We start from the raw sequence: 23,070 nt of genomic DNA, 5'->3' as shown, positions 1-23,070 counted from the left end.
TGCGCGGCAACCCGCGACACGAACAACATCTATGTATAGAGAGTGGACAAATTGCGGTCTTTTGTCAACGGTTTTGAAGGTAAAAGTTTTACAAACATGCTGATTTGTACACGCCGGAAGCTCTGGGAGGGCCAGGTGTCGCCTTCGGAATCCCCGGTCGATCCGCTCGCCAGAGCGCAGTTCTCATCCTTGACGGGCGATCCCCCAGCGCTCCAACCGTGATTGTGTGGTCGAAGTCGGCGCGCACTGCCACGCCGCGACCGAGCGAGAGGATCGACGATGGGGCACTACGACGACTTGGCGGACTCGAAGTTCGAGACCGGATTCCCGACTCGCGAGACTTCGATCTCGTTGCGAAACGAGTTGGTGTTCCAACGAGCCGTACAGAGCTATCTGTGGTCATTGCCGGCGATCAACATCTGGGCGATGAAAGAGGGTTCGGAATCGACGTTCGGTGCCGGATACAATGTCCTCCCGATATGGCAAAACCGAATCGATGCAAAGACTCTCGTGACAACCCCGAACTTCGACGTCGTTTATGCCATGGGATATCTCGATCTCGACAAATACGGCCCTTTGGTCGTCGAGGCCCCGGCGGGAGTCCAGGGGATTTTCGACGACTTCTGGCAACGTCCCATCGTCGGCCCGACTATCGAGGGACACACTTGGAAAGGTGATGTCGGCTTGGCGGGGCCCGACGCCGGATCCGGTGCGACATACGTGCTGTTGCCACCCAGGTACTCCGGGCCGGAACCGGCCGAGGGATACATCTACCGCTCACGCACGAACAACGTATTCCTTTTCTGGCGTGCGTTCTTCGCCGATCCCGCCGATTTGTCTCCCGCTGTCAACCGGATCGAGAGCACCGTCATCTATCCCCTCGGACAGAAGGACGGCGCGTTACCCATGCAGTTCCCACGCGCTTCAGGGGTGGAATGCAACATGCTCTTTCCACAGGACGGCACTTACTTCGAGATGCTCGACAGGTTCATCCAGAGTGAGGCCGTGGACCCCTATGACCTTGACCTGCGCGGCTTTCTCCACACACTCGGAATCGAAAAGGGAAAAGCATTCGATCCCACTCCTGACGACCGAGAACTTCTCGACAAGGCCGCTCGCACAGCATTCAAGATGTCCAAGGTGACCGTGACCAGCTTGCTGGCGCTCGAACCGGGGGGCACCTACTATCCAAATCAACCGTGGGTCAACACTTTCGCCGGTGAGAATACCGAGTTCCAATCGAGCGGCACATTCACGAATCTCGAGCAGCGCGGTGCGTTCTTCACTGCGGCGTACTCCAATTCACCTGGCATGGTCGTGAACATCGTCGACAAGGGCGCAAAGTACCCGGCGACCATGAAAGATTCCGAAGGAAACTGGTTGGACGGGGGGAACTCGTACTCACTTCATCTACCTCCGGACTTGCCCGCGGCGCTTTTCTGGTCAGTTGCTCTCTACGACAGCGTCACCGCGTCCGGCCTCGACAACGGACAACCCTTCCCCTCGGTCAACACGATGGACAAACCAACGATCAACCCCGACGGGTCACACGACATCTACTTCGGGCCGACCAAGCCGAACGCTGCAGACGAGACGAACTGGCTCCGAACTCTGCCGGGAAAGGGCTACTTCGTGATCCTTCGTCTCTACGGCCCTGGCAAGCCATTCTTCGACCAGACATGGACGCCAGGTGATCTCGAGCCGATACGCTGACGCCTACGCGGAAATGGCCATTTCGCGAATTCACTACCCGGTTCCTCCGCCTGCCCCAGCACTCGGCCGAGCGCGTATTGGCTCAGCATTCAGAAAATCGAGCGCGCAGCAGTGCGCCGTAAGGCGCTCGCGCTTGGGGTGAAACGTGTGCAGCCTCGCCATGCCGGGAGTACAGGCGATCGTCCTCGTAGCGCGGAAATACGTGGACGTGGTGGTGCCAGACGTCCTGGTTGCCCGCCGGTTCGTTGTGCTGCCTGGTCGAGACACCGTCACAGCCGTATTCTTCACGAATTGCAACAGCCACAGCCTGAACCAGGTCGAACACCGAGTGCCCGACGCTCGTGGGCAAAGTGTAGAGATTCTCGAAGTGTTCGATCGGTGACACAAGTACGTGGCCAGGGTTGCCCGGCCACCACTTCGGGGATATCCGAGCAATTACGTTGTCGGTTCGGGCGACGAGGTCGGTCGACGCGTTGTACTCGTCGAACTCACCGAGCGCGTAGCGACAGAACGGGCAGCGGTACCCCGGCGGCTCATGATGCAACTCGTCTGCCCTCACCTCGCGATCTTCCCACGATCTTCGATCCATGCAGGAAACCCCCAAAATGTCCGATTTGGGTCAATTTCCCCAAAACGAAAGTTCGCTTACCCATACTGAAATGACCGACTGTCCCCGACGTGAGTGGGTCCTCATGGATACCGACGTATTGGTAGCGGGCGCCGGCCCGATCGGTTTGACCACCGCGATCGAGCTGCGCAGACGCGGCATCTCCTGTCGAATAGTCGACCCCCTCGACGAACCGCGGCAATACGCGAAAGCCGTCGGGATTCAGCCACGCACTCTCGAACTTTTCGAGAACATGGGGGTGCTCCGCCAGGCACTCGACGCCTCGACACTGATGCGCGGTCAGATCATGTACACGAACGGCGTCGAGGTCGCCCGCGTCGACCTCACCCTCCCCGAGGACGTTCCTTACTGGTTTCTCTGCCTCCCCCAGTACTCGACGGAGCGCATCCTCACCGAGCGCCTCGCCGAGCTGGGAACAACCGTTGAACGCGGACTCGGTCTCACCGCATTCGAACAATCCGACGGCGCCGTCACCTGCACACTCAGCGACGGCAGCACCGTGAATGTCCAGTATCTGGTGGGTTCCGACGGCGCTCACAGCGTGGTCCGCAAAGGGCTTGGCCTGAGCTTCGAGGGCGGCGCGTTTGCGGAAAGCTACATGCTCGGTGACGTCGAAGTCGACTGGTCGATCCCCAGCGGCTACTCCGTCCGCGCCAACCACACCACCGACGACGGAACCACCGACGACCTACTCGTCTGCATCCCACTTCCCGGACACAAGCGGTACCGCATGTCGATGCTCGTTCCGGACGATTTGATGCCGGACGAATCGTCGAACAAAGCCTCTGTACAACACGGTTTTTCAACCGGCAAGACACCTGAACTCCATCACATCCAGGCCGTGCTCGACAGACTGTCCCCAGAACCGACAACCGCCTCGATGCTGCGATGGTCCTCGGTCTTCCGCATCAGCCACCGCATCGTCGACGCTTACGGTCGCGGACGGGTTTTTGTCGCCGGCGACGCCGCGCACATCCATCCCCCGACTGGAGCGCAGGGCATGAACACCGGCATCCAGGACGCCCACAATCTCGCATGGAAGGTAGCGCTCGCCGTCAAAGGCGTTGCAACAGCAGATCTTCTCGAGACCTACGATGCCGAAAGACGTCCGGTCGGTGAAGAAGTCGTCGGCATGACCGTCCGAAATGCTCGAGAAGGAATCGGTTCGGGAGAGTCCTCGATCGACACGGCAATGCGGCGCCAGGCTCAATTGTTGATCGACTACTCGGAGAGTCCGCTGAACACCGGGCGTGATTCTTCGAGTCCACACGTTCAACCGGGCGAGCGTGCACCCGATGCCCGCGGAATACGCCGAGACGGTGTGCAGTATCCAATTCGGTTGTTCGACTTGCTGTCCGGAGTCGACCACACGTTGCTGCTGACTTCGGACGGATCCGCAGAGAGCATCAACAGCCTCGAGAAGGTCGCCGACGCCGCCATTCGATCAGCGCACCGCATGTTGGACGTCTACGCGATAGTGCCACCGGGAACCGTGCCCGTCGATTCGTTGGTGCCGATCATCGAGGACAACGACTCGCAGCTATGCGCCGCGTATGGGGTCGAAGGTACGGCGGCGCTGGTCATTCGCCCCGACGGCTACCTCGGATTCCGCGGTCACCCGGAGAACGTTTCCGACTACTTCGCGAAAGTGTTTGCCGTCAATCAGGAATGAGCGAAGCGAACATCAACCGGATCTCGGGTGAGAGCTTCATCAGCTCGACGTATCCACCCAATGGCCCGGCATCGAGGTAGGAGAACTCCATGCCGGCGCCCTCTACCCGACCTTGTTGCACCACCGACATTCCGCGACGCTCGGCCTCGAGCAACGTCGCCTCGTAATCGTCTGCAACCCAAGCCATGTGATGAACTCCGACGCCGTGAGTCTCCAGGAACTCCGTGTACAGGTTGCGTCCGGACACTGGTTGGATCAGCTCGAGCTGTTGGCTGCCCGCATATCCGATCGACACGTGCACGACGTAGTCCGCGGGTTCCCCGCGATACGTTGTGGTCTCGGGGCCAAAGACGATGCCTGACATACGCAGCCACCGCTCCACTCCCCACTGCCGAGTGAACTCCTGTTCGGCAGCCTCGATGTCCTCGACCACCCAGCAGATCTGGAAGATCGGTCCCGAGACCAACGGGGTCATGCCATTTTTCCGTTGTCGACCGAGTAGACGGCCCCGTGTATCGCCGAGGCGTCGTCGGAGGCCACGAAAGCCACCATCTTCGCAACGTCCTCGGCTTCCATCAAGCCACGCGGCGACGCAACCTTCATGACGAGATCGAAGTCGACTCCGTCGGGGAAGGTGAATCCGGTGACTTGAGGAGTCATCATGCCGCCGGGGCAGATTGCGTTGACACGCAGAGACTTTCCGGTGAACTCCATCGCCATCGCTCGGGTCAGCCCGATGAGTCCGTGCTTGGCAGCGCAGTATCCAGCCGAGTACGCCTGCCCTTCCAGCCCCGCGATCGAGGAGACGTTGACGATGTTGCCGTCCCGTTCCAGCAAGTGCGGCAGTGCTGCTCGGGAAAGGAAGAACGGTCCGTTCAGATTGACTGCAAGGTCATGTGCCCATTCGGAATCCGCAATGTCTGCCGTGTGGCGCAACGAGTGCGATCCCGCCACGTTGACGAGGATGTCGATACCACCGAGCGCGTCGACACACGCTTGCACGGCCACATCACACTGAGCAGAATCCGAGACGTCCGTCGCTGCGTAACGACGCTCACCGTCCGTGCCGACCACCTCGACCATCGACTGCCGCAGCTTTTCCTTGTCACGGGCGATACCGAAAACCTTTGCGCCCCTGCGGTGGAGGAGCTCGGTGACGGCGCGCCCTAACCCTGAGGACGCGCCGGTCACCAAGGCCACTTTTCCGGCCAGTACGTCTGCCATGGCCTAGGAAGCCGCTGCTTCGCGCTGGAGTTCCAGCGCGATGTCGATCAACTGATCTTCCTGGCCGCCGACCAACTTGCGCTTGCCTGCGCGCACCAGAAGCTCGGCGGACGACACTCCGTACCGTTCTGCCTGACGCTCGGCATGCTTGAGGAAGCTCGAGTACACGCCGGCGTAGCCCATCATCAGTGCTTGACGATCGAGCAGGCATTCCTGCGGCATTGCCGGGCGCACAACATCTTCGGCTGCATCGGCGATGGCGAAGAAGTCGATACCGGTCTTGACGCCGATCTTGTCGCAAACACCGACGAAGGCCTCGACCGGGGCGTTGCCGGCACCGGCACCGAACCGACGGGTACTACCGTCGATCTGCTTGGCTCCCGCACGAACTGCCGCAATGGAATTGGCGACGCCCAGGCCCAGGTTCTCGTGGCCGTGGAAGCCGACCTGAGCGTCGTTGCCGAGTTCCTGAACCAGCGCCTCGACGCGATCGGATACCTGCTCGAGTACCAGCGCGCCGGCCGAGTCGACCACGTACACACACTGGCAACCCGCGTCGGCCATGATGCGAGCCTGCTTGGCCAGCTTCTCCGGCGGAATCGAGTGAGCCATCATGAGGAATCCGACTGTTTCGAGTCCGCGCTCACGCGCGAGGCCGAAATGCTGGATGGATACGTCGGCCTCGGTGCAGTGAGTTGCGATGCGGCAGATGGACGCACCGTTGTCCTGCGCGATGACGATGTCGTCCTTGATGCCCAACCCGGGCAGCATCAGGAAGGCGATCTTCGCGTTGGTCGCCGTCTCGACTGCAGCTTTGATCAGTTCCTGCTCGGGAGTCTTCGAGAAGCCGTAGTTGAAGGAGGACCCGCCGAGGCCGTCGCCGTGAGTGACCTCGATGACCGGCACTCCGGCTCCGTCGAGCGCACCGACGATGGCTCGTACTTCTTCGACGGTGAACTGATGACGCTTGTGGTGGGAGCCGTCGCGCAGTGACGTGTCGGTGACGCGGATGTCCCAGCTCGAATCGAAATGAATCATGTCGCTCATGCCTTCACACTCAGAAGCTTCTGGGCGATTTCCTCGCCCACCTTGGTGGCTGCTGCCGTCATGATGTCGAGGTTGCCCGCGTACGGCGGCAGGAAATCGCCTGCGCCTTCGACCTCGACGAACGTGGTGACCGTTGCATAGCCACCGGAAACGACGCTCGGTTTGTCGAACTGCGGTTCGTTGAGCAACCGGTAGCCGGGCACGTACTGCTGGATGTCCTTGACGACGCGGTGAATGGAGTCGGTGATCGCGGCCTGATCGGCGTCTTCGGGGATAGCGCAGAAGATGGTGTCGCGCATGATCATCGGCGGGTCTGCGGGGTTGAGGATGATGATCGCCTTACCGCGCTGTGCGCCGCCGATGGTCTCGATACCGCGGCTGGTGGTCTTGGTGAACTCGTCGATGTTCGCGCGAGTTCCCGGGCCGGCGGACAACGATGCAACGGAGGCGACGATCTCGGCGTACGCCACGTCGACGACTCGCGATACCGCGTAGACGATCGGAATGGTTGCCTGTCCACCGCAGGTGATCATGTTGACGTTGGGTGCGTCCAGGTGTTCACGCAGGTTCGCGGGCGGAACCACAGCCGGGCCGACCGCGGCCGGAGTCAGGTCGATGGCACGGATACCGGCGGCCTCGTAGCGTGGTGCTGCCTCGCGGTGCACGTATGCCGACGTCGCCTCGAAGACCAGGTCCGGTTTCTCCGCCTGGCTGAGCAACCAGTCGACGCCCTCGGCGGAGGTCTCGAGTCCCATCTTGCGGGCGCGCGCCAATCCTTCACTCTCGGGATCGATTCCGATCATCCATCGCGGTTCGAGCCACTCGGAACGCTGCAGTTTGTACAACAGATCGGTACTGATGTTTCCCGATCCGACGATCGCCACACTTGCCTTGGTCATGACTACTCCTACGTGAACTGAAGAGAGACGGAACCGAGGCCGCTGAACTCGGCTCGGAAGTTGTCGCCTGGATGAGCGTCGATCGCTCGCGTGCACGAACCCGGCAGAACGATGTCGCCGGCCTTGAGCCGAACTCCGAACGTGTCGACCTTCTGCGCCAACCACGCGACAGCGGTGACCGGGTTACCGAGAACCGCATCGCTGCGCCCCTCCGCAATCCGCTCGCCGTTGCAGGTCAGCACCGCATCGATCGCCTTGATGTCGATGTCCGACGGGCGAACTCGTTCCTTGCCGAGAATGAACCCGGCGGAGGACGCGTTGTCCGCGATGGTGTCCGAGAGGCCGATCTTCCAGTCCTTGATCCGGCTGTCGATCAACTCGATGGACGGCGCATAGGCGACAGTGGCGTCGATGACGTCTTGTTCGGTGCACCCGGCGCCCGGCAGATCTGCTCCCAGAATGAAGGCGACCTCCACCTCGACGCGTGGGAAGCAGAAGCGTGACGTGTCGACCGGACGGTCCTCGAACTCTTCCATCTCGGCGAGCAGGTGACCGTAATCTGGCTCGTCGACGCCCATCATCTGCTGCATCGCCAGTGACGAGAGCCCGACCTTGTGCCCGACCACCTTTGCGCCACCGGCAACACGACGCCTGATGTTGATGAGCTGGATCTCGTAGGCGTCGACGACGTCGATGTCCGGATACGTGGCGATCAGCGGGCTGATCGGAGCGCGATCCCGTTCCGCCGAATCAAGATGGTCGGCAAGTTCGCCGCGGATCTGCGTCGAGAGCATCGTTCAGGCCTTTCCGACTGTGGAGAATGCGGCTGCATGCTGACCGGCTCGTCGTCCGGAGAACACGCAGTCGGCGAGGGACAAGCCGCTCACATACGAGTTGGAACAGATACCGACGGCGGTACGGCCGGCGGCATACAGGCCAGGGATACCCTCCCCGGCCTCGTTTTTCACCATGCCGGACGATTCGTCGACCACCAATCCACCGAGCGTGAGCATCGGGCACGGATTCATCATGTTGGGCTTGATCGAGACGTCGTACATCGTGAACGGCGCAGACAGTATCGGCCTGACGAAGTCCGACGGTTTGCCCATCGGATCAGGTTGTCCGGCAGCGGCAGCGGAGTTGTGCGCGTCGACGGTGGCTTGAAGGCCGGCGACGTCTATCCCCGCTTTACGGGCGACCTCGGCAATGGTGTTGCCACGCACTGCGGTACGCATCATGCCGGTGGTCTGTACCCGCTGGAACCACATCGACTGGTCACTGATCTGCGATTTCGCTTCGCGAACGAGTTCGGAATCTGCCAGCAGCCAACCGATTCCGTTGCTCTTCTCTGCCATCGCCTGACCGAGAGCGGCACCGTAACGTGACTCGTCGACGATTCGCGCACCGGATTCACCCACCAAAATGGAGCCGAGAAAAGCACTCGGCGGGACGATGAATCGCCAGGCGGAAACATTGCCGAGCTTGTCGGTGGCTCCCCCGGCTTCGATACCGAGGTTGATGCCTTTGCCGTCGTCCCCGGAGGTGCCGAGCGGGATACCGCCCTTGTAGGCGGGGGCATGGGTGCGCATCATCTCGCGATTGGACACGAAGCCGCCGGCGCTCAGGATCACGCCGCCGCGTGCCTGGATGCGAATCCGCTTGGCGTGCTTCTTCTCGATCTTCGCGATGAGTGCGTCGAGAATCGTGCGCAACTGCGGTGCGTAGACGCCGGGCTTGGAGGACAGGGACCCGAGCGTCGCGTGACGGCGACGAACTCCGGCAGGTGCGTCACGCAGCGTCAGTGCTTCGACGCCGATCACCCGGCCGTCCTCGATGATCAGCCGGTCCGCTCGCGTCTGGCCGAGCAACTGGACGCCCTTGGCCTCCGCGGACTTCGCGAGCGGGCCGTACAGCATCTTTCCCGACGTGCCACGCCCCTTGGCGCGATGACCACGCGGAGCAGGTTTTGCGATGTCACGGAACCCGCCGGCCGATTCGCTACCCGAGAAGTAGAGGTAGTGCTTGTTGCTCGGGTACGACGTCTTGTACGGACAGAGTGAGGCCTCGAACGGCACGCCGTGACTGCGCAGCCAGTCGATCGACGCCGGGCTCTCGTCGACGAACCGGCGCAGAGTCTGCGGCGTCACCGCGTCACCGACCTCGCGGTTCAGGTAGGCGAGCATGGCTTCGGGACTGTCCTCGACACCGGCTTCCTTTTGAATCACGGTGCCGCCGCCGGCGTAGTAGATTCCTCCGGAAATCGTGCTGGCACCACCACCGAGTGCTCGGTCGATTGCCAAAACCGACGAACCGGCCGCTACAGCTTCGAGCGCCGCACTGGCGCCCGCCACACCGAACCCGACCACAAGGACGTCAACCGAAGTATCCCAGGTCACACCGCACCATCCTCAATCTCACTGCAACGTGTTTCGTTATCAATGACAACGTCCGGAAATACTTCCTGGCAGAAAGCATGGACTGACACCCCCATCATTCTATAACGTGTTCTACATGAGCAAGCAGGAATACGACATCGTCGTCGTCGGCAGTGGTGCCGCAGGTATGACAGCGGCCTTGACCGCAGCCCACCAGGGCTTGAGTGTGGTCATCGTGGAGAAAGCCGCCCACTACGGCGGATCGACCGCCCGTTCCGGTGGTGGGGTCTGGATCCCCAACAACGAGGCACTTCAGGCGGACGGTGTCACCGATACACCGGAGGCCGCACGTTCCTACCTGCACAGCATCATCGGCGACGTCGTCGCTCCCGAACGCATCGACACCTATCTCGAGCGCGGTCCCGAGATGCTCTCGTTCGTGCTGAAGAACAGCCCTCTCGAACTGCAGTGGGTGCCCGGCTACTCCGACTACTACCCGGAAGCTCCCGGCGGACGCCTCGGTGGCCGCAGTGTCGAGCCCACCCCGTTCGACGGCAACAAGTTGGGCGCCGACCGCAAGAACCTCGAGCCCGACTACGTCAAGGCCCCCAAGAACTTCGTCATCACCCAGGCCGACTACAAGTGGCTCAACCTGCTGATGCGCAATCCTCGCGGACCCCTGCGCGCCATGAAGGTCGGCATGCGATTCCTCGCAGCCAAGGCCACAAAGAAGGATCTGCTGGTTCGCGGCCAGGCACTGGTCGCCGGTATTCGACTCGGACTTCAGTCCGCCGGCGTACCCATCCTGCTGAACACCCCGCTGACCTCCCTGTACACCGAAGACGGCGCAGTTCGCGGCGTCAACGTCCTAATCGACGGCGAGGAGCAGGTCATCCGCGCTCGCCACGGAGTTGTGTTGGGATCCGGCGGATTCGAGCACAACAAGGAAATGCGTGAGAAGTACCAGCGCGCACCCATCGGCACCGAATGGACCGTCGGCGCGAAGGCAAACACCGGCGACGGTATCCGCGCAGGCCAAGAAGTGGGCGCTGCAGTCGATTTCATGGACGACGCCTGGTGGGGCCCGTCCATTCCGCTGACCGGCGGACCGTGGTTCGCTCTCTCCGAGCGCACCCTCCCGGGCTGCATGATGGTCAACATGTCGGGCAAGCGCTTCGGCAACGAGGCTGCTCCGTACGTCGAGGCAACCCATGCGATGTACGGCGGTGAGTACGGTCAGGGCGAAGGCGCCGGCGAGAACATCCCGACGTGGATGATTCTCGATCAGCGCTACCGCAACCGCTACACGTTTGCCGGTATCACTCCCCGCTCCCCCTTCCCCGGCCGCTGGCTCAAGGCCGGCATCGTGGTCAAGGCGGGAACCATCGCCGAATTGGCCGAGAAGACAGGGCTTCCCGTCGCATCGCTGACCGAAACCGTCGACCGGTTCAACGGCTTCGCACGCAACGGCAAGGACGAGGACTTCGGACGCGGTGACAGTGGTTACGACGCGTACTACGGCGATCCCCGACTGAAGAACCCCAGCCTCGCCGAAATCAGCAAGGCTCCGTTCTACGCCATCAAGATGGTTCCGGGTGACCTCGGCACCAAGGGTGGTATCTGCACCGACGTCAACGGCCGAGCACTACGCGAAGACGGAAGCGCCATCGACGGCCTCTACGCCGCTGGCAACGCGAGCGCTCCGGTCATGGGCCACACCTACGCCGGACCAGGCGCGACCATCGGCCCCGCAATGACTTTCGGTTACCTGGCAGTACTCGACATCGTCGAGCGTGCGAAGAAGGCTGAGAGCACCGAGGCACCGGCAGCTGAAAAGACGGCGGTCGACCATGCCAATTGATCCGAAGATCGCACTCGGCGCCGAGCTTGCGCCACAAGAGTTCTCATGGACCCCGTCGGACGTGCAGCACTACCACCTGGCACTAGGGGCAGGTGCTCGGCCGCTCGATCCGAACGAGCTTCGATACCTCGACGACGAAAAGCCTCAGGTACTACCCACCTTTGCCACCGTCGCCGCCAACTTCCACGCCACCGAAGCGCCGAAGGTCTCGTTCCCCGGCGTCGAAATCGATCTGGCGAAGGTAGTCCACGGGAGCCAGGAAGTCACTGTCCATCAGCCGATCCCGGCAAGTGGAAGTGGCCGCACCACAACTCGAATCGCCGAGGTCTGGGACAAGGGCAAGGCCGCGGTGATCGTGCAGGAATCCGTCACGGTCGACGCCGAGGGCAACCCGCTGTGGACAGCTCGCTCGTCCATTTTCGCCCGCGGCGAGGGTGGTTTCGGGGGTGAACGTGGTCCGTCGGAGTCGATTACGCTTCCGGATCGCGAAGCAGATGAGACAGTGGTGACGCCTGTGCTTCCACAGCAGGCTTTGCTGTACCGGATGTGTGGTGATCGGAATCCGTTGCACTCGGATCCGCAATTCGCCTCCGCGGCAGGCTTTCCAGCGCCTATCCTGCATGGGCTGTGTACTTACGGAATGGTCTGCAAGACCGCAGTGGATACCATGCTCGACGGCGACAGCAGTCGGGTAGCCGGATTTCGGGCCCGCTTTGCCGGGGTCGTATTTCCCGGCGAGAACTTGAGTATCCAGATCTGGAAAGACAATGGGCGACTCCTGATCTCAGCTTCCGTACTGGAGCGCGAAGCTCCTGCCCTGGCTGACGTAGTTCTCACTCTTGTCTGATACCAACCTGTCTGATACCCACCTGTTAGAACTCACCGTAGTTCTCGAACCCGATGGAGTAGCCCGAAGATGACGGCTCAAGACGAAAAGTTCCGACTGTCCCGACGAGGTTTCATGGCCGCTGGAGCCGGCGCCGTGGCAGCGACCGCATTCGCCGGCTGGACGCCGGCCTATGCCGTCCCCGCCGGCTCCTCCGGCTCCGCGGGTGGTCCTGTCTCCACCCTCACGCCGCCGCCTGCCTTCCCCGAAGGCATCGCGCTGTACCAGCAGGCGTATCAGAACTGGTCCAAAGAGATCATGCTCGACGCGATCTGGACCTGTTCGCCCAAGACGCCCGAAGACGTAGTCCGCCTCGCGAACTGGGGTCATGCCAACGGCTACACCATTCGTCCCCGCGGTGCCATGCACGGCTGGACGCCGCTGACCATCGTCAACGGTGCGCCGGTCGACAAGGTCATCCTCGCCGACACCACGGTCCACCTCACCGGCGTCTCCGTCAACGCCGGTGGCAGCCCGGCCACCGTCACCGCAGGACCCGGCGCGACCCTCGACGCCATCACCACCGCACTGCAGGCACAGGGCCTCGGGTTCGCGAACCTGCCGGCGCCCGGTGTGTTGACCATCGCCGGCTGCCTCGCCGTCGACGCTCACGGTGCAGCGCTCCCCGCCGAAGGCGAAGCACACGTTCCCGGACAGACTTTCGGCTCCCTCTCCAACCTCGTCACCTCCCTGACCGCAGTGGTCTGGAACGGCAGTGAGTACGCGCTCGAGACGTACGCGCGTAGCGATGCAGCGATCAAGCCGCTGCTGACTCACCTCGGACGCACCTTCCTCACCTCCGTGACCTTGCAGGCCGCCCCCAACTACCGCATGCGCTGCGTCAGCCACACCGACATCGGTTGGCAGGAACTCTTCGGTGCCCGCGGAGCGTCCGGACGCACCTTCGAGAAGTTCGTCCGCGAAAACGGTCGCGCAGAAGCAATCTGGTACCCCTTCACCGAACGCCCGTGGATGAAGGTGTGGTCACTTGCCCCCACCAAGCCGCCGTTCTCGCGTGAGGTGACCGGGCCCTACAACTACATCTTCTCCGACAACCTCCCGGAGCCGGTCACCGACATGATCGGGCAGATCAACGCCGGAAACCCGGGCATCGCACCGGCATTCGGGCAGATCATGTACGCCACCACCGTTGCCGGACTCGCCGCCACCTTCTCCAACGACCTGTGGGGATGGTCCAAGGACGTCCAGTTCTACATCCGGGCCACCACCCTGCGCCTGACCGAGGGCGGCGGAGCCGTCATCACCTCCCGCGCCAACATCGGCCAGGTCATCCACGACTTCACCCAGTGGTTCAACGGCCGCATGGAGTACTACCGCTCTATCGGACAGTTCCCCCTCAACGGCCCCGTCGAAATCCGTTGCTGCGGCCTCGATCAACCCTCGGACGTCGAGGTCGACTCGGCAGGCGCCCCCACCATCTCGGCCATGCGCCCGCGCCCCGACCATCCGGAATGGGACACCGCCATCTGGCTCAACGTCCTCGGCGTCCCCGGAACCCCCGGCATGTTCGCGTTCTACCGCGAAATGGAACAGTGGATGCGTAATCACTACAACAACAACGACGCCACCTTCCGCCCCGAGTGGTCCAAGGGCTGGGCGTTCGGCCCCGACAAGCCGTACACCGACGCCCCGATCATCACCCAGGGCCTCCCCCAGACCTACCGCGACGGCGTCCCATCGAGCGACAACTGGGACACCGCCAACGCCGCATACAACGCGTTGGATCCGCACAAGGTCTTCAGCAACACCTTCCTGGACCAGTTGCTGCCTTGAGGTTCAAGTACTGAGCGCACACTCTGACAACTCGACGGTCGTCGCCACTCCCCTACTTTCGGGAGTGCGGCGGCCGTCGTGCGTTGCAGTGAGCGGGATGAAGGAGTCCCCCCGCATCCCGACGAGGCAGCTGCCTCAATCGCGATCAGGATGGATCGCCTCGTGCATACTTTCCACTGCCCTGGCATGAGTTGAGAGCTCGGACCGAGCCGACCGAATCGTGGCGCTGTCGCTGCGTGCCCCCGGCTCGGACGACGACGAGTCCTCTCCGGGGTTCGGCGCGCCACCAGCGGGATGCTCGGAGGAGCCGGTGCGCTCTTCCCTCTCCGCGCGGGCGCGCAACAACGACTCGGACTTCGGGGTATTTCGCATCGGAGCATTGTCCCAGATCCATCTTCCTATGACTCACATTGAGCGCTCTCACCCCCGGCGACCAGGCCGTTCCTGAATATCAACACCTAGAATGTTCGCAACAAAATATCTACAGCGGTCAGGGTAGACATTCTCACGAGGGTGTTGTATCTTTTTTCTCGTAGCAAGGAACGAGTCAAGAGATGCGGGAGAGATGAACTACCCGCAAGCAGTACCGCAGGGCAGGGACGTGCCGGGGCCGAATTCGTGTGTGAGTGTGTAGTCGGACCCGGCACCCCCCTTCAAAGCGGCTACCGGATGTCTTGTGCGAGTCCGGAAGTTCGAAAGAATGCAGTTATGTAAGTAAGTTCAACCCCATCCGGCCCCCGGCGCTCCTCGCGCCGGGGGCCCCGTCCGTTCAGCGAAAGAAGCGAGCCATTCCGGCAGATACACCACCGGGGGACCCCTCCGGCAGATTCGACGACGAGAACTATCCTGCGTACAGCATGGGACATGCGGCCGAGATCCTCGGTGTCAGGCAAGCTTTCCTTCGTAGCCTCGATGCCGCGAAACTGCTTACCCCACAACGCTCTGAGGGCGGACATCGCCGCTACTCCCGGTACCAGCTGCGCATCGCGGCCCGCGCGCACGAACTCGTAGCCAACGGCACGGCGCTCGACGCGGCTTGCCGCATCATCATCCTCGAAGACCAACTCACCGAGGCTCGTCGCATCAACGCCGAGCTCCAGCAAGCGCAGGACAGACGAGCGGAATCGGACGCAACGCCGGACTGAGGACTGACGTGATCAGGCACTGGGAGTAGCAGTCACCCCTAACCGTCAATCTGTTCCCTCCCCCTTCGAACTGCGCTAAATTCAGTCAATTGGGACATTGCTAGGCGTCGGTTGCTCGATTTCCACATCGAAGGGATCGCAGGCATGAATTCCTCCCACCACCGCACTCGGGTGCGGCTAGCTGCTCTGTCGATCGCCTTGACCCTTGCCATTGCAACCGCTGCGTGCAGTTCCGACGAGGACTCGGCAACAAACACGAGCAGCGCATCTCCCAGCACCGCGAGCAGTCAGGAATCCACCGAGATCGCGGACCTCGTCCGCCGTCAAGTGGCCGACTTGGGCCTCAGTGCCGCCGTGTTCGGAGTGTGGCGGGGCGACGACGAGATTGCTCTCGGTGCCGTCGGAGAGTCCCCTATCGGAGTTCCGGCGACAACCGACATGCAGTTGCGCGTCGGTCAGCCGATGGAACCGATGCTCTCGACAGTTCTGCTGCAACTCGACGAAGAGGGAACGCTTCCCCTCGATCAACCGATCGCGAAGTGGGAACCGAACTTTCCACGCGCAGACACCATCACTCCACGAATGCTGGCCAACAGCACGTCGGGCATCTCCGACTACGTGACCGATCCACAGTTCCTCAAACTCTTCACGGACAACCCGATGAAAGGCTGGACTTCTCAGGAGATCCTGAATCTTGCCAACTCCCGCCCACCGCTGTTCGAACCCGGCACCGGTTGGGCGTACGCGCACAGCGATCTGACGCTGCTCGGCGACGTCATGGAGAAAGCGACTGGAAAACCGCTGGGCGACCTACTTCAGCAGCGCGTCTTCGATCCGCTCGGGATGGATCACAGCAGCGTTGTGCTCACGTCGCAGATGGACGAGCCGATTTTGCACGGCTACACCAATGAACGCGGAGTATTCGAAGACTCCACTTTCTGGAATCCGACGGCTTTCCTGCACAGCGGAAACATGAACGCGCCTGTCGCCGACGTCGGAAAGTGGGTGCGCGCGCTCGGAACGGGAGAGTTGCTCTCCGACAAGGCTTTCGAGCAGCAGATGGCGCCGACGACTGCGGGCTTGGGAAGTATGACGGCGGACAAGTTCTTTTCCTTCGGGACCGGGCACCTCGACGGTTGGCTGGTAATGAACCCGTCGTACGGCGGCTACAACGGGCTTGCGCTCTATTACCCCGACTCGAAGACGACGATCGTCGTCTACGCCACGCTCGGGCCGACAACCAACGCGGACCTCAACAACGCCGTGCCGATGGGCAAGGCGATCGGAACCCTCCTCGAACCGGATCACCCACCGCAGGTCCCGACGCCGTGACACGCCACACACGCTGGTAGCAAACAGCGTCGGTCGGCAACTTCCTGTTTACGCACGGATTACCTCCAGGACTTATCGCCCCATCACCATTCTCTTCAGTACCGAACGAAACGCGTCGGACCGCGGGTTGTCTCGCCAGTGAACGAGAACGTAGATAGATGGGGACAGGCCCGATGAGGAAATACGCGATGTCAGTGGCATGCACGGTTGCAGTCACAGCGGGGGTGACTCTTGTGATGTCGGTGCCTGCCGGAGCGGACCCGAATGACAGCGGGTCGTGCCCTGCCGGTGCGGTATTCGCGGTCGGCGGAACGTGGGATCCGACGGGACAAACGACGCAACCCGTCACCGACCGCTACGTGGCCCAGGGTTACGCCTCCAAGCCGGTGACCTACCCCGCCAGCTTCTGGCCGCTCGGCGATCAGACGTACGACCAGAGCGTTGCCGCCGGCGCCCAGACGCTTCGCACTGAAGTCAACGCTTTCCACGCTCAGTGCCCGGGCAGCGAGATCGTCGTCACCGGATACTCACAGGGAGCGCGTATTGCCGGCGACGTTCTCGGTGACATCGCACGCGACGGATCCATTCCGCAGTCGCAAGTCGAAGGCGTCCTCTACGCCGACCCTCGCAACTCGGCCGGGGGCATCGAAACCGTAGTGCCCAATGTCGTTCCGGGAGCGACGATGTCCGGAGCACGGGGCGGATTCGGAGACATCGCAGTGCAGGAAGTCTGCATCGAGGGTGACGGCATCTGCAACATGCCCAAGCCGCGTGATGCGCCCGAGGTGTTCGTGGATTCGGTCTTCGGCTACTTCACGAAGCACAACACCTATACGCCGATGATGTCCGAGCCCGCTCCGCCTGCTCCCCCGGCATTGCCGCAGACGCCGTCGGTGCCACTGCAACCCGCTGACGTTGCCACTGCGATCGTGACGCGGGTCGTCGAGAACATCACTCCGTATCTGAGCGCTGCACTCGCCACCGTACTGACGAAGTAACGCGATACCGCCTGTTCGGTTGACTGAAAGTCGACCGATTCGTACAAGTCGAGAGCAACCGCTATCAAGCACCATCGATCACATGCTCACCTTCATCGTCAGATACGGGTACGTCCCGTTCATGCTCTTGGGAATCAATGGAGCCGCAATCGCGCTGGCGGCATCCGGCGCGCCGAAATGGTCACTGGTGGCATTGATTCTCTTCGCAGTGGCCTGCTCTTTCGCGGCCGAACGGGCGCTTCCCTACGAATCTTCGTGGAATGCCCCGGGACCGGACAGGTTTCGCGACGCTGTCCATGCGTTTGTCAACGAATCCCTCATCTTGGTCAGCGTCGCGGTCATCCCGTTGATGGCCGCGGTGATTCCGTTCGACGGGCTGTGGCCGAGCGGTCTTCCGTTTGTCCTTCAGGTCGTCTTCGCAGTGTTGGTCGCCGATTTCGGCATCACCGTGGTGCATTTGATCAGCCACAAGGTTGGATGGTTGTGGCGTTTCCACGCGGTTCATCACAGCCTCGAACGGTTCTACGGTATGAACGGACTGATGAAGCACCCCGTGCATCAGACTTTCGAAACCGCCGGTGGCGTCCTGCCACTGATCCTCCTCGGGATGCCCGTCCCGGTTGCCTCGGCGCTCGCGGTTTGTGTCGCTGTCCAACTCCTGCTTCAGCATTCGAATGCCGATTACCGCATCGGCCCCCTGCGTCCGATACTCGCCCTCAACGCCGGCCACCGATTCCATCACCTGAAGTGGGCGGGAATCGGTGACGTCAATTTCGGTTTGTTCACTCTGATCTGGGATCACCTTTTCCGCACTTATTCTTTCGATCCGGAAAAGCGCTTCAGCAGTGACGATCTCGGAATGGCGGCCAAACCCGACTACCCGGACGACTACCTCGGCCAGTTGGCCGAACCGTTCCGGAAACAGAACTGACGGACGATCGGTGGAGATTCAGCCCGCGAGTACCCGTCGCATGACGGGCTTGGCTGCAAACGCACTGGCCAACACCAACGCGATCCCCACAGCCAGGGTGACGCCCAACTGAACCAGCGCCATCGGAGTGGTCAATACGGCTGCCCCTGCCAGCGGGAAGAGGAACAGCAGTGCAGCGCCGGCGCCGGCCAGTGCCATCACCACGACGGGAGTGCGAACGTGCCTCATGCGGGCGCTGTCCATCACCTCGACAGGTGTGCCGGCCAAAGTCAGACTCCGATACAGCTCACGGTTGTCGAGGATCCCGGATACCTGGGTGAGCGCAGACGAGATGGCCGCCAACGTGAATGTTGCTCCGAGAGTGAACAACACCCCGGTTCTCATGTCCGCGAACAGGAACTCCTGCCCTGGCTGCAAATCCTGCCCCTCCCCGTTGCCTATCGCGGCGAGGAGAGATGTGCCTGCGGCAACGAAGCTGGCCATCGTCACACCGCTGACCGTGCGCCACACAGCCTTCGGATTATCCAAGACCCGACGCGCCGCAATCAGCGAAGCACCGTCTTTGGCGCATTTGAGCATGATCCGTCCAAGCAGCGAAATGACGAACGGACCGACCAACGCAACAACGCCGAAGCAGAGACCAAGGCCCACCAGGATTGCCGCGATGCTTGCCGCGGAGCCCCCGAATGCACTCCATCCCACAAGAACCCCCACCCCAGCCACAGCGAAGATCATCTTCGGTGCGGCGCTGGGATTGCCCGCCGTGACGCCCAACGGGCTCACGAACACCTGGCGCATCCCGAGCATCGACGTCAAAGCAGCCAGGATGGCCATTCCGAATACGATGCCCACCAGCGGAAGTGCGCCTACCCAAAGCTCACTCCACTCGAATGTCCGACCTTGAAATCTCAAGAGAGCTACGAGCGGCAACGCGAGGAGGTATCCCACCACACCGATCAACGCACCGGCCAAGCCCTGGATACCCGATTCCGCAGCGCACAGCGCAACGATCTGGCGAGGGGTGGATCCGATGAGTCGCAGCGAGGCGAGTCGTTCGTCGCGACGGCGCGCGCCCAAGCGGGCCGCCGCCAGACCGAGAGTGACGGCTGGAACGATCATCAACACCGAAGCAACCCCTGCGAGCGCTAGGTACGCCTCGGCTTCGGGTTCGCTAGATCTGCCCGCGAATGCACCGTAGCCGCCGAGCACCGTCAGCAACAACGTCGTCGAGGCGGCAAATGCGGACACTGGGAGCGCGAAGGTACTCAAGGCCTTTCGCCCTTCACCTCGCACCGTCATCAATGCAACGCGCGCTGTGGCCTTCATGCCGCCACCTGTGTCCCGACGAGCGAACCGGCCTGCATCATCATCGTGCGATCACACCACCGAGCGACTTCGGCATCGTGAGTGACGACGACCAACGCAGAACCGATCTGTTGAGCCGAATCACGCAACACCCTCATCACTTCCCAACTCATCTGCGCGTCGAGGGCACCGGTCGGCTCGTCTGCGAAGAGAACTGCGGGTTTGGTTACCAACGCTCGCGCAATCGCCACACGTTGCGACTGCCCACCCGACATCTGACCCGGGCGACGATCCTGCAACCCGTCCAGCCCCAAGGGCGCGAAGAAGCCGTGTGCCGTCCGCTTGGCTTCTGCGATGGACAACCCGTTGAGTACGAGAGGCAGCGCGACATTCTCGATCGCCGGAAGCTCCGGCAACAGTTGGCCCGATTGAAAAACGAACCCGTACGACTCCCGTCGGAGCCGGCTGCGGTCGTTCTCACCGAGGTTCTCGATATGCCTGCCGCTCAGCAAGATTGCTCCCGAGTCGGGCTTGACGATTCCTGACATGCAATGCAGCAGTGTCGACTTCCCCGATCCTGAAGGACCCATGATGGCCGTGGCAGTACCGGCGCGCACTTCCAGCGATACACCTCGGAGCACCGGAACCTCGCCGTACGACTTGCCCAGCGCGTGGACCGACAGGACTGCGGGTGCTTGTGCGTTGTTCATGATTCCACCTTCTCGTGAACCCCTCGCGAACACATCGGCCCAGCGCACGATCTTCGGACTGAGCTCGGTCCTACCGGAGGATGACCGGACCCCGAGCTCTGTCAGGGTCGTCACTATGATTTCCGACATGACCTGGTCCGGCGCCGTCCACATGCAGCCCGGAATTCTCATGTTCACCGGCGCAGTGGGATCCGCGCACATGCATTCGCACGCCGCTGTTCAGATCATGATCATCGACGACGGGGACGTCACGGTCACGGACGGGGACGGCCACAGTGAAGTCGTGCGGTCCGTGGTCATTCCATCCGGGGCGGTCCACGCGTTGTCCGCCTCCGAGGGTGCGCGGGGACGGGCGATCTACATTGACTCCACCACCGGGATGGGTCTGCGCATCAGGCCACCGGAGCCGGGCCGCGGTGGTGTGGCCGACTGGTCGGACCGTGGGCAGACCGCAGTAGCGATGACGGACCGCGGCGCTGATTCGGATCTGGAATACGCAGCGAGGCTGATCGATTCACTATCCGAACACGAAAAGGCGTCGAACTTAGGCGTTCTTCACCCGGCCCTCGAGCATGCCCTGACGCTACTTCCCGAGAGAATCTCGGGGCAGGTCACACTGACGGACATCGCCGCCCTGGTCTCCATCTCGCCCGGACGGCTGGGAAGAATCTTCAACGATCAACTGCAGATGAGCTTTTCGACCTACATCCGCTGGTTACGGTTACGACGTGCCATGGAAGTGATGAGCAGTGGCGCAACCCTGACAACCAGTGCACACGATGCCGGTTTCACCGACAGCGCCCATCTCAACCGTATCTGCCACAGTATGTTCGGGCTCACGCCCAGCGCCGCGACCGGCGGCCTCACCTGGAATTGACGCTACTCCTCAACTGACGCGGTCCGTCCCCGTTGACGCTGTCCATCTCCGTCCTCGCGAGCAACGACAGACGACTGTAGAGGCGCGCCAATCCGGGAACGTCCCGAAGACTGCCCGCAACGTCCTCCACACCGGCAGCGGCATACACCGTCAGTCGCGCATCGACGTCGTAGAGAACATCGACGACATTTCCGAAACGGCGAAGGGCAAATTCCGAAGCTTCGGCGAGCACCGGTACTCCGAAGATCACCCAGTCGTCGAAGCGGGAGGCGAGCTCGAGATAGTCGGCAGCCGAGGTCGAACCAGCGCACAGCACCTCGAAGTCGAACCAGACAACACCGTCTAGAATCGCCGAGCACTCCAATGTGCGCGTGCCTATCGTCAATTCGACACTTTCGCCCGAAGGCCACGTGATTCCCGAGCCGACGAGGAATTCCCCTGTCGCAAAACGGTAGTCCCCGGCACCTGGCTGACCCGCCGTCCGATAGTCGACGGAGCCACCCAATTCGATCACCTCGAGAGTCCGCTCGATCAACTCGATCGACGGAACGAACTGCTCGTGAAAAAGCGGATTCGGAAGAAGATCGGTCGGCGGGACATTGGACGTGACAACAACAGTCACACCTTTCGCGACGATTGTGTCGAGAACCCTTGCCATGAACATGGCGTCGGCGACGTCGTCGATGTGGAACTCGTCGAAACAGAGCATGCGGATTCCGTCGACGACGTGGTCCAGTGCCGCGCCCATCGACCCGAGTTCGTGCGCCCGAGAGTGCAGATCTGCAAAGAACCGATGAAAGTGAATGCGCCGCTTGCCGACTCGGATGCTCTCGTAGAACTCGTCCATGAGCATCGTCTTACCGCGGCCGACGCTACCCCAGAGGTAGATCCCTCCGCCGACCTCACCGTCGGATATCCGGGCTCGCAGGGCATCGAGAGCTTCACGTGCCGCCAACTGCTCTTCGTCCAGTAACATGAGGCTCCTCTACATCTGTAGAGTCGAGGCTAGTGACCGAAGGCAAATCGAGTCAATGTGACCCTCACGACGCACCATCTGCAGCATGCAACTCCGGCAGCATGCAACATCGACAGCAAGGAACGACATGAAGCCCGATCGCAGAGCCCTCATTGCGGCATCCGCCGTCACGATCATCGCCGAGCAGGGCCCGCGTGCACTCACCCATCGGGCGATTGATCAGTCCCTGAAACTTCCTGCCGGTTCGACGTCGTACTATTTCCGCACTCGCGAGGCACTTCTCGAAGCAACCGCATTGCACATCGTGCACCGGTCACGTTCGACTTTCGACGAACTCCGCGAGAGGCCCAGCGATCCTGCTGCCCTGACGGCCGAGTATCTCGACGATCTTCTCTCGCACCGCAGACACGAATTGATCGCGCGCTATGCACTGCTCCTGGAAACTCCCCGAGATTCGGCATTGCACCAACTCCTCGAAGGCAGTCTGTTTTCGTTGGAGAAGGCAAGACCCGTCTTCGAAACCGTTGGCGTTGACGACCCTGATGTCTCTGCCGCAAATTTCCTGAGCCTACTGGAGGGCTTGATCTTCGACTATTGTCTCGGATCACGTAGCCGGGACCCTCACTCCAGCGAAACCGTTCGGCAACTTCGGATCCCGATCGACATCTACCTTCACGGAGTGGGGGTCATCTGAAAG

Annotated in this window: 22 protein-coding genes; 11 read left to right on the top strand and 11 right to left on the bottom strand. The window is 61.9% G+C overall.

Annotated features, from left to right (window positions below; translation table 11 throughout):
* The first annotated feature begins 279 nt into the window (after positions 1 to 279).
* Positions 280 to 1,713 (top strand): DUF1254 domain-containing protein, encoded by a 1,434-nt coding sequence (locus tag ABX74_RS29220; RefSeq protein ID WP_080945618.1) that lies wholly within the window; start codon positions 280 to 282, stop codon positions 1,711 to 1,713.
* An 82-nt stretch (positions 1,714 to 1,795) separates the two neighbouring features.
* On the opposite strand, the gene ABX74_RS29215 is transcribed toward ABX74_RS29220, so the two are convergent.
* Complete coding sequence (locus ABX74_RS29215; RefSeq protein WP_047890331.1) at positions 1,796 to 2,302, bottom strand: HIT family protein; 507 nt, start codon at positions 2,300 to 2,302, stop codon at positions 1,796 to 1,798.
* 103 nt (positions 2,303 to 2,405) lie between these two features.
* Here ABX74_RS29215 and ABX74_RS29210 point away from each other — a divergent pair, with 103 nt between their 5' ends.
* Entirely contained in the window at positions 2,406 to 4,013 is a 1,608-nt protein-coding gene (locus ABX74_RS29210) for an FAD-dependent monooxygenase (RefSeq protein WP_047890330.1), read from the top strand.
* Here the strand turns inward: ABX74_RS29210 and ABX74_RS29205 are convergent.
* The 6 genes from ABX74_RS29205 to ABX74_RS29180 are packed head-to-tail and all read right to left on the bottom strand — an operon-like array spanning position 4,000 to position 9,579.
* A complete protein-coding gene (locus tag ABX74_RS29205; protein WP_047890329.1) occupies positions 4,000 to 4,488 on the bottom strand; it encodes a VOC family protein in 489 nt (162 codons plus the stop codon). The two genes, ABX74_RS29210 and ABX74_RS29205, sit on opposite strands and share 14 nt — an antisense overlap.
* Entirely contained in the window at positions 4,485 to 5,237 is a 753-nt protein-coding gene (locus ABX74_RS29200) for an SDR family NAD(P)-dependent oxidoreductase (protein WP_047890328.1), read from the bottom strand. Before ABX74_RS29200 ends, ABX74_RS29205 begins: the two co-directional genes overlap by 4 nt.
* Positions 5,238 to 5,240: 3 nt before the next feature.
* The gene (gene dmpG / locus ABX74_RS29195) at positions 5,241 to 6,284 is read right to left on the bottom strand and encodes a 4-hydroxy-2-oxovalerate aldolase (protein ID WP_020906144.1); all 1,044 of its coding nucleotides are present in this window, start codon (positions 6,282 to 6,284) and stop codon (positions 5,241 to 5,243) included.
* Positions 6,281 to 7,183 carry an acetaldehyde dehydrogenase (acetylating) gene (locus tag ABX74_RS29190; protein ID WP_020906143.1) on the bottom strand — a complete coding sequence of 301 codons (903 nt, stop codon included), beginning with the start codon at positions 7,181 to 7,183 and terminating at the stop codon, positions 6,281 to 6,283. The genes dmpG and ABX74_RS29190 overlap by 4 nt, the downstream gene beginning before the upstream one ends.
* An 8-nt stretch (positions 7,184 to 7,191) precedes the next feature.
* Entirely contained in the window at positions 7,192 to 7,977 is a 786-nt protein-coding gene (locus ABX74_RS29185; protein WP_003945480.1) for a 2-keto-4-pentenoate hydratase, read from the bottom strand.
* Positions 7,978 to 7,980: 3 nt separating this feature from the next.
* Positions 7,981 to 9,579 (bottom strand): FAD-binding protein, encoded by a 1,599-nt coding sequence (locus ABX74_RS29180; RefSeq protein ID WP_047890327.1) that lies wholly within the window; start codon positions 9,577 to 9,579, stop codon positions 7,981 to 7,983.
* 115 nt (positions 9,580 to 9,694) lie between these two features.
* Between ABX74_RS29180 and kstD the strand changes: the two genes are divergently transcribed.
* From kstD to ABX74_RS29165, 3 genes are all read left to right on the top strand, one after another.
* A complete protein-coding gene (kstD, locus tag ABX74_RS29175) occupies positions 9,695 to 11,419 on the top strand; it encodes a 3-oxosteroid 1-dehydrogenase (RefSeq protein ID WP_189637363.1) in 1,725 nt (574 codons plus the stop codon).
* A complete protein-coding gene (locus ABX74_RS29170; protein WP_003945880.1) occupies positions 11,409 to 12,266 on the top strand; it encodes a MaoC/PaaZ C-terminal domain-containing protein in 858 nt (285 codons plus the stop codon). The genes kstD and ABX74_RS29170 overlap by 11 nt, the downstream gene beginning before the upstream one ends.
* Before the next feature lie 69 nt (positions 12,267 to 12,335).
* Positions 12,336 to 14,099, top strand: coding sequence for a cholesterol oxidase substrate-binding domain-containing protein (locus tag ABX74_RS29165; RefSeq protein WP_020906140.1), 1,764 nt, complete (start codon positions 12,336 to 12,338; stop codon positions 14,097 to 14,099).
* A gap of 135 nt (positions 14,100 to 14,234) precedes the next feature.
* Here ABX74_RS29165 and ABX74_RS30265 read toward each other — a convergent pair whose 3' ends face one another.
* The gene (locus ABX74_RS30265) at positions 14,235 to 14,471 is read right to left on the bottom strand and encodes a hypothetical protein (protein WP_007734072.1); all 237 of its coding nucleotides are present in this window, start codon (positions 14,469 to 14,471) and stop codon (positions 14,235 to 14,237) included.
* 485 nt (positions 14,472 to 14,956) lie between these two features.
* Here ABX74_RS30265 and ABX74_RS29160 point away from each other — a divergent pair, with 485 nt between their 5' ends.
* The 4 genes from ABX74_RS29160 to ABX74_RS29145 all read left to right on the top strand — a co-directional run bounded on the left by ABX74_RS29160 (position 14,957) and on the right by ABX74_RS29145 (position 18,505).
* Positions 14,957 to 15,244 carry a MerR family transcriptional regulator gene (locus tag ABX74_RS29160; protein WP_020906139.1) on the top strand — a complete coding sequence of 96 codons (288 nt, stop codon included), beginning with the start codon at positions 14,957 to 14,959 and terminating at the stop codon, positions 15,242 to 15,244.
* Between the two features lie 144 nt (positions 15,245 to 15,388).
* Positions 15,389 to 16,576 carry a serine hydrolase domain-containing protein gene (locus tag ABX74_RS29155; protein WP_047890325.1) on the top strand — a complete coding sequence of 396 codons (1,188 nt, stop codon included), beginning with the start codon at positions 15,389 to 15,391 and terminating at the stop codon, positions 16,574 to 16,576.
* A gap of 188 nt (positions 16,577 to 16,764) precedes the next feature.
* A complete protein-coding gene (locus ABX74_RS29150) occupies positions 16,765 to 17,574 on the top strand; it encodes a PE-PPE domain-containing protein (protein WP_020968420.1) in 810 nt (269 codons plus the stop codon).
* Positions 17,575 to 17,656: 82 nt separating this feature from the next.
* A complete protein-coding gene (locus tag ABX74_RS29145) occupies positions 17,657 to 18,505 on the top strand; it encodes a sterol desaturase family protein (RefSeq protein ID WP_019746874.1) in 849 nt (282 codons plus the stop codon).
* A gap of 18 nt (positions 18,506 to 18,523) precedes the next feature.
* Here the strand turns inward: ABX74_RS29145 and ABX74_RS29140 are convergent, their stop codons facing one another.
* Both ABX74_RS29140 and ABX74_RS29135 read right to left on the bottom strand, forming a co-directional pair.
* Complete coding sequence (locus ABX74_RS29140; protein WP_047890324.1) at positions 18,524 to 19,831, bottom strand: FtsX-like permease family protein; 1,308 nt, start codon at positions 19,829 to 19,831, stop codon at positions 18,524 to 18,526.
* On the bottom strand, positions 19,828 to 20,673 hold the full coding sequence (locus tag ABX74_RS29135; protein WP_047890323.1) for an ABC transporter ATP-binding protein: 846 nt from the start codon (positions 20,671 to 20,673) through the stop codon (positions 19,828 to 19,830). Before ABX74_RS29135 ends, ABX74_RS29140 begins: the two co-directional genes overlap by 4 nt.
* Here ABX74_RS29135 and ABX74_RS29130 point away from each other — a divergent pair.
* The gene (locus ABX74_RS29130; RefSeq protein ID WP_047890322.1) at positions 20,648 to 21,397 is read left to right on the top strand and encodes a helix-turn-helix domain-containing protein; all 750 of its coding nucleotides are present in this window, start codon (positions 20,648 to 20,650) and stop codon (positions 21,395 to 21,397) included. The two genes, ABX74_RS29135 and ABX74_RS29130, sit on opposite strands and share 26 nt — an antisense overlap.
* On the opposite strand, the gene zapE is transcribed toward ABX74_RS29130, so the two are convergent.
* A complete protein-coding gene (gene zapE / locus ABX74_RS29125; RefSeq protein WP_047890321.1) occupies positions 21,384 to 22,373 on the bottom strand; it encodes a cell division protein ZapE in 990 nt (329 codons plus the stop codon). The two genes, ABX74_RS29130 and zapE, sit on opposite strands and share 14 nt — an antisense overlap.
* Before the next feature lie 127 nt (positions 22,374 to 22,500).
* On the opposite strand from zapE, the gene ABX74_RS29120 reads away from it, so the two are divergent.
* Entirely contained in the window at positions 22,501 to 23,067 is a 567-nt protein-coding gene (locus ABX74_RS29120) for a TetR/AcrR family transcriptional regulator (RefSeq protein WP_047890320.1), read from the top strand.
* Positions 23,068 to 23,070 lie beyond the last annotated feature (3 nt).

The sequence above is a fragment of the Rhodococcus sp. ARP2 genome, from assembly GCF_001029585.1.
Taxonomy (GTDB): Bacteria; Actinomycetota; Actinomycetes; order Mycobacteriales; family Mycobacteriaceae; genus Rhodococcus_F; species Rhodococcus_F erythropolis.
This window is presented reverse-complemented; position numbering and strand designations above follow the sequence as displayed.

Coding starts and splice junctions, on each gene's coding strand:
- ABX74_RS29155 (WP_047890325.1), top strand. CDS start 15,389: ATGAATTCCTCCCACCACCGCACTCGGGTGCGGCTAGCTGCTCTGTCG.
- ABX74_RS29210 (WP_047890330.1), top strand. CDS start 2,406: ATGGATACCGACGTATTGGTAGCGGGCGCCGGCCCGATCGGTTTGACC.
- ABX74_RS29200 (WP_047890328.1), bottom strand. CDS start 5,237: ATGGCAGACGTACTGGCCGGAAAAGTGGCCTTGGTGACCGGCGCGTCC.
- ABX74_RS29185 (WP_003945480.1), bottom strand. CDS start 7,977: ATGCTCTCGACGCAGATCCGCGGCGAACTTGCCGACCATCTTGATTCG.
- ABX74_RS29190 (WP_020906143.1), bottom strand. CDS start 7,183: ATGACCAAGGCAAGTGTGGCGATCGTCGGATCGGGAAACATCAGTACC.
- ABX74_RS29120 (WP_047890320.1), top strand. CDS start 22,501: ATGAAGCCCGATCGCAGAGCCCTCATTGCGGCATCCGCCGTCACGATC.
- ABX74_RS29150 (WP_020968420.1), top strand. CDS start 16,765: ATGTCAGTGGCATGCACGGTTGCAGTCACAGCGGGGGTGACTCTTGTG.
- dmpG (WP_020906144.1), bottom strand. CDS start 6,284: ATGAGCGACATGATTCATTTCGATTCGAGCTGGGACATCCGCGTCACC.
- ABX74_RS29165 (WP_020906140.1), top strand. CDS start 12,336: ATGACGGCTCAAGACGAAAAGTTCCGACTGTCCCGACGAGGTTTCATG.
- ABX74_RS29170 (WP_003945880.1), top strand. CDS start 11,409: ATGCCAATTGATCCGAAGATCGCACTCGGCGCCGAGCTTGCGCCACAA.
- ABX74_RS29205 (WP_047890329.1), bottom strand. CDS start 4,488: ATGACCCCGTTGGTCTCGGGACCGATCTTCCAGATCTGCTGGGTGGTC.
- ABX74_RS29140 (WP_047890324.1), bottom strand. CDS start 19,831: ATGAAGGCCACAGCGCGCGTTGCATTGATGACGGTGCGAGGTGAAGGG.
- ABX74_RS30265 (WP_007734072.1), bottom strand. CDS start 14,471: ATGCGAAATACCCCGAAGTCCGAGTCGTTGTTGCGCGCCCGCGCGGAG.
- ABX74_RS29135 (WP_047890323.1), bottom strand. CDS start 20,673: ATGTGGACGGCGCCGGACCAGGTCATGTCGGAAATCATAGTGACGACC.
- ABX74_RS29130 (WP_047890322.1), top strand. CDS start 20,648: ATGACCTGGTCCGGCGCCGTCCACATGCAGCCCGGAATTCTCATGTTC.
- ABX74_RS29145 (WP_019746874.1), top strand. CDS start 17,657: ATGCTCACCTTCATCGTCAGATACGGGTACGTCCCGTTCATGCTCTTG.
- ABX74_RS29215 (WP_047890331.1), bottom strand. CDS start 2,302: ATGGATCGAAGATCGTGGGAAGATCGCGAGGTGAGGGCAGACGAGTTG.
- ABX74_RS29220 (WP_080945618.1), top strand. CDS start 280: ATGGGGCACTACGACGACTTGGCGGACTCGAAGTTCGAGACCGGATTC.
- kstD (WP_189637363.1), top strand. CDS start 9,695: ATGAGCAAGCAGGAATACGACATCGTCGTCGTCGGCAGTGGTGCCGCA.
- ABX74_RS29160 (WP_020906139.1), top strand. CDS start 14,957: ATGGGACATGCGGCCGAGATCCTCGGTGTCAGGCAAGCTTTCCTTCGT.
- zapE (WP_047890321.1), bottom strand. CDS start 22,373: ATGTTACTGGACGAAGAGCAGTTGGCGGCACGTGAAGCTCTCGATGCC.